Origin of the sequence: Pseudomonas guariconensis (genome assembly GCF_900102675.1) — a bacterium.
Taxonomy (GTDB): domain Bacteria; phylum Pseudomonadota; class Gammaproteobacteria; order Pseudomonadales; family Pseudomonadaceae; genus Aquipseudomonas; species Aquipseudomonas guariconensis.
In genome coordinates this window covers 1-5,477 of sequence record NZ_FMYX01000029.1, presented here as the reverse complement: position 1 = coordinate 5,477, position 5,477 = coordinate 1, and the positions used below count along the sequence as shown (strand labels likewise).

General features: G+C 51.8%; 2 tRNA genes and 3 rRNA genes. All 5 read left to right on the top strand.

The features are described from left to right. Positions 1-344: 344 nt before the first annotated feature. Positions 345-1,881, top strand: a 16S ribosomal RNA gene (locus BLS27_RS23545). Positions 1,882-1,966: 85 nt separating this feature from the next. Next, a tRNA-Ile gene (locus tag BLS27_RS23540) sits at positions 1,967-2,043 on the top strand. A gap of 22 nt (positions 2,044-2,065) precedes the next feature. Continuing rightward, positions 2,066-2,141, top strand: a tRNA-Ala gene (locus BLS27_RS23535). A gap of 234 nt (positions 2,142-2,375) precedes the next feature. Beyond that, a 23S ribosomal RNA gene (locus BLS27_RS23530) occupies positions 2,376-5,266 on the top strand. A gap of 127 nt (positions 5,267-5,393) precedes the next feature. Continuing rightward, positions 5,394-5,477: ribosomal RNA gene (gene rrf, locus BLS27_RS23525) — 5S ribosomal RNA — on the top strand; the annotation flags it as partial.

The following is a 5,477-nucleotide window of genomic DNA, read 5'->3' as shown; positions in this document are numbered from 1 at the left end:
AAAAAGGCAGTTGACAGCAGGTTTTAACGCTGTATGATTCGCCTCCCGCTACGAGAGATCGCAGCGAGTTAAGCGGTTGAAGTTGAACGGGTTTCTCGGAAAAAACTTCAAAATAAACGCTTGACAGACTTAGAGGAAAGCGTAGAATGCGCGGCCTCGGTTGAGCAAAGCGCTTAACCAAATCGCTCTTTAACAATCGAATCAAGCAATTCGTGTGGGTGCTTGTGAGTATGGACTGATCGTCGCCAAGATTATCAGCATCACAAGTGGCCATGCGAGAAATCACATAGTCATTTGAGATTGCTGAGCCAAGTTTAGGGTTTCTTAAAAACCCAAGCAGTATTGAACTGAAGAGTTTGATCATGGCTCAGATTGAACGCTGGCGGCAGGCCTAACACATGCAAGTCGAGCGGATGACGGGAGCTTGCTCCTTGATTCAGCGGCGGACGGGTGAGTAATGCCTAGGAATCTGCCTGGTAGTGGGGGACAACGTTCCGAAAGGAGCGCTAATACCGCATACGTCCTACGGGAGAAAGTGGGGGATCTTCGGACCTCACGCTATCAGATGAGCCTAGGTCGGATTAGCTAGTTGGTGAGGTAAAGGCTCACCAAGGCGACGATCCGTAACTGGTCTGAGAGGATGATCAGTCACACTGGAACTGAGACACGGTCCAGACTCCTACGGGAGGCAGCAGTGGGGAATATTGGACAATGGGCGAAAGCCTGATCCAGCCATGCCGCGTGTGTGAAGAAGGTCTTCGGATTGTAAAGCACTTTAAGTTGGGAGGAAGGGCAGTAAGTTAATACCTTGCTGTTTTGACGTTACCGACAGAATAAGCACCGGCTAACTCTGTGCCAGCAGCCGCGGTAATACAGAGGGTGCAAGCGTTAATCGGAATTACTGGGCGTAAAGCGCGCGTAGGTGGTTCGTTAAGTTGGATGTGAAAGCCCCGGGCTCAACCTGGGAACTGCATCCAAAACTGGCGAGCTAGAGTATGGTAGAGGGTGGTGGAATTTCCTGTGTAGCGGTGAAATGCGTAGATATAGGAAGGAACACCAGTGGCGAAGGCGACCACCTGGACTGATACTGACACTGAGGTGCGAAAGCGTGGGGAGCAAACAGGATTAGATACCCTGGTAGTCCACGCCGTAAACGATGTCAACTAGCCGTTGGAATCCTTGAGATTTTAGTGGCGCAGCTAACGCATTAAGTTGACCGCCTGGGGAGTACGGCCGCAAGGTTAAAACTCAAATGAATTGACGGGGGCCCGCACAAGCGGTGGAGCATGTGGTTTAATTCGAAGCAACGCGAAGAACCTTACCAGGCCTTGACATGCAGAGAACTTTCCAGAGATGGATTGGTGCCTTCGGGAACTCTGACACAGGTGCTGCATGGCTGTCGTCAGCTCGTGTCGTGAGATGTTGGGTTAAGTCCCGTAACGAGCGCAACCCTTGTCCTTAGTTACCAGCACGTTATGGTGGGCACTCTAAGGAGACTGCCGGTGACAAACCGGAGGAAGGTGGGGATGACGTCAAGTCATCATGGCCCTTACGGCCTGGGCTACACACGTGCTACAATGGTCGGTACAGAGGGTTGCCAAGCCGCGAGGTGGAGCTAATCTCACAAAACCGATCGTAGTCCGGATCGCAGTCTGCAACTCGACTGCGTGAAGTCGGAATCGCTAGTAATCGCGAATCAGAATGTCGCGGTGAATACGTTCCCGGGCCTTGTACACACCGCCCGTCACACCATGGGAGTGGGTTGCACCAGAAGTAGCTAGTCTAACCTTCGGGGGGACGGTTACCACGGTGTGATTCATGACTGGGGTGAAGTCGTAACAAGGTAGCCGTAGGGGAACCTGCGGCTGGATCACCTCCTTAATCGAAGACATCAGCCTGCTGATGAGCTCCCACACGAATTGCTTGATTCCTTGAAGAAGACGATGCTGTAACGCGACCCTGTTATAGGTCTGTAGCTCAGTTGGTTAGAGCGCACCCCTGATAAGGGTGAGGTCGGCAGTTCAAATCTGCCCAGACCTACCATTAGCTTGGTGCAGATGACTACGGGGCCATAGCTCAGCTGGGAGAGCGCCTGCCTTGCACGCAGGAGGTCAGCGGTTCGATCCCGCTTGGCTCCACCACTTGCCGTTACCTGCAGAACTTAGAAATGAACATTCCAATGTGAATGTTGATTTCTGACTTTTGTCAGATCGTTCTTTAAAAATTCGGATATGTGATAGATAGACTGATGACCACTTTCACTGGTGGGCCATCAGGCTAAGGTAAAATTTGTGAGTTCTGCTCTTTATTGAGCAACATGCGAATTTTCGGCGAATGTCGTCTTCACAGTATAACCAGATTGCTTGGGGTTATATGGTCAAGTGAAGAAGCGCATACGGTGGATGCCTTGGCAGTCAGAGGCGATGAAAGACGTGGTAGCCTGCGATAAGCTTTGGGGAGTCGGCAAACAGACTGTGATCCAGAGATCTCTGAATGGGGGAACCCACCTAGGATAACCTAGGTATCTTGTACTGAATCCATAGGTGCAAGAGGCGAACCAGGGGAACTGAAACATCTAAGTACCCTGAGGAAAAGAAATCAACCGAGATTCCCTTAGTAGTGGCGAGCGAACGGGGACCAGCCCTTAAGTTGATTTGAGATTAGTGGAACGCTCTGGAAAGTGCGGCCATAGTGGGTGATAGCCCCGTACACGAAAGTCTCTTATCAATGAAATCGAGTAGGACGGAGCACGAGAAACTTTGTCTGAACATGGGGGGACCATCCTCCAAGGCTAAATACTACTGACTGACCGATAGTGAACCAGTACCGTGAGGGAAAGGCGAAAAGAACCCCGGAGAGGGGAGTGAAATAGAACCTGAAACCGTATGCGTACAAGCAGTGGGAGCCTACTTTGTTAGGTGACTGCGTACCTTTTGTATAATGGGTCAGCGACTTATATTCAGTGGCGAGCTTAACCGAATAGGGGAGGCGTAGCGAAAGCGAGTCTTAATAGGGCGTTTAGTCGCTGGGTATAGACCCGAAACCGGGCGATCTATCCATGGGCAGGTTGAAGGTTAGGTAACACTGACTGGAGGACCGAACCGACTACCGTTGAAAAGTTAGCGGATGACCTGTGGATCGGAGTGAAAGGCTAATCAAGCTCGGAGATAGCTGGTTCTCCTCGAAAGCTATTTAGGTAGCGCCTCATGTATCACTCCAGGGGGTAGAGCACTGTTTCGGCTAGGGGGTCATCCCGACTTACCAAACCGATGCAAACTCCGAATACCTGGAAGTGCCGAGCATGGGAGACACACGGCGGGTGCTAACGTCCGTCGTGAAAAGGGAAACAACCCAGACCGTCAGCTAAGGTCCCAAAGTCATGGTTAAGTGGGAAACGATGTGGGAAGGCTTAGACAGCTAGGAGGTTGGCTTAGAAGCAGCCATCCTTTAAAGAAAGCGTAATAGCTCACTAGTCGAGTCGGCCTGCGCGGAAGATGTAACGGGGCTCAAACCATGCACCGAAGCTACGGGTATCACTTAGGTGATGCGGTAGAGGAGCGTTCTGTAAGCCTGTGAAGGTGAGTTGAGAAGCTTGCTGGAGGTATCAGAAGTGCGAATGCTGACATGAGTAACGACAATGCGAGTGAAAAACTCGCACGCCGAAAGACCAAGGTTTCCTGCGCAACGTTAATCGACGCAGGGTTAGTCGGTCCCTAAGGCGAGGCTGAAAAGCGTAGTCGATGGAAAACAGGTTAATATTCCTGTACTTCCAGTTATTGCGATGGAGGGACGGAGAAGGCTAGGCCAGCTTGGCGTTGGTTGTCCAAGTTTAAGGTGGTAGGCTGAAATCTTAGGCAAATCCGGGATTTCAAGGCCGAGAGCTGATGACGAGTTGCCTTTAGGCGACGAAGTGGTTGATGCCATGCTTCCAAGAAAAGCTCCTAAGCTTCAGATAACTGGGAACCGTACCCCAAACCGACACAGGTGGTCGGGTAGAGAATACCAAGGCGCTTGAGAGAACTCGGGTGAAGGAACTAGGCAAAATGGCACCGTAACTTCGGGAGAAGGTGCGCCGGCGAGGGTGAAGGACTTGCTCCGTAAGCCCATGCCGGTCGAAGATACCAGGCCGCTGCGACTGTTTATTAAAAACACAGCACTCTGCAAACACGAAAGTGGACGTATAGGGTGTGACGCCTGCCCGGTGCCGGAAGGTTAATTGATGGGGTTAGCGCAAGCGAAGCTCTTGATCGAAGCCCCGGTAAACGGCGGCCGTAACTATAACGGTCCTAAGGTAGCGAAATTCCTTGTCGGGTAAGTTCCGACCTGCACGAATGGCGTAACGATGGCGGCGCTGTCTCCACCCGAGACTCAGTGAAATTGAAATCGCTGTGAAGATGCAGTGTATCCGCGGCTAGACGGAAAGACCCCGTGAACCTTTACTATAGCTTTGCACTGGACTTTGAGCTTGCTTGTGTAGGATAGGTGGGAGGCTTTGAAGTGGGGACGCCAGTTCTCATGGAGCCATCCTTGAAATACCACCCTGGCAACCTTGAGGTTCTAACTCAGGTCCGTGATCCGGATCGAGGACAGTGTATGGTGGGTAGTTTGACTGGGGCGGTCTCCTCCCAAAGAGTAACGGAGGAGTACGAAGGTGCGCTCAGACCGGTCGGAAATCGGTCGCAGAGTATAAAGGCAAAAGCGCGCTTGACTGCGAGACCCACACGTCGAGCAGGTACGAAAGTAGGTCTTAGTGATCCGGTGGTTCTGTATGGAAGGGCCATCGCTCAACGGATAAAAGGTACTCCGGGGATAACAGGCTGATACCGCCCAAGAGTTCATATCGACGGCGGTGTTTGGCACCTCGATGTCGGCTCATCACATCCTGGGGCTGAAGCCGGTCCCAAGGGTATGGCTGTTCGCCATTTAAAGTGGTACGCGAGCTGGGTTTAGAACGTCGTGAGACAGTTCGGTCCCTATCTGCCGTGGACGTTTGAGATTTGAGAGGGGCTGCTCCTAGTACGAGAGGACCGGAGTGGACGAACCTCTGGTGTTCCGGTTGTCACGCCAGTGGCATTGCCGGGTAGCTATGTTCGGAAGAGATAACCGCTGAAAGCATCTAAGCGGGAAACTTGCCTCAAGATGAGATCTCACTGGGATCTTGAATCCCCTAAAGGGCCGTCGAAGACTACGACGTTGATAGGTCGGGTGTGTAAGCGCTGTGAGGCGTTGAGCTAACCGATACTAATTGCCCGTGAGGCTTGACCATATAACACCCAAGCAATTTGCTTCTGCAGATTGCGGTGGTGAAGACGAAAGAACCGAAAGTTCGCAACCACAACGATCACATATCCGAATTGGCTGGAGTGTCATAAGACAGTCTGGCAACAGAATTTCTTGACGACCATAGAGCATTGGAACCACCTGATCCCATCCCGAACTCAGTAGTGAAACGATGCATCGCCGATGGTAGTGTGGGG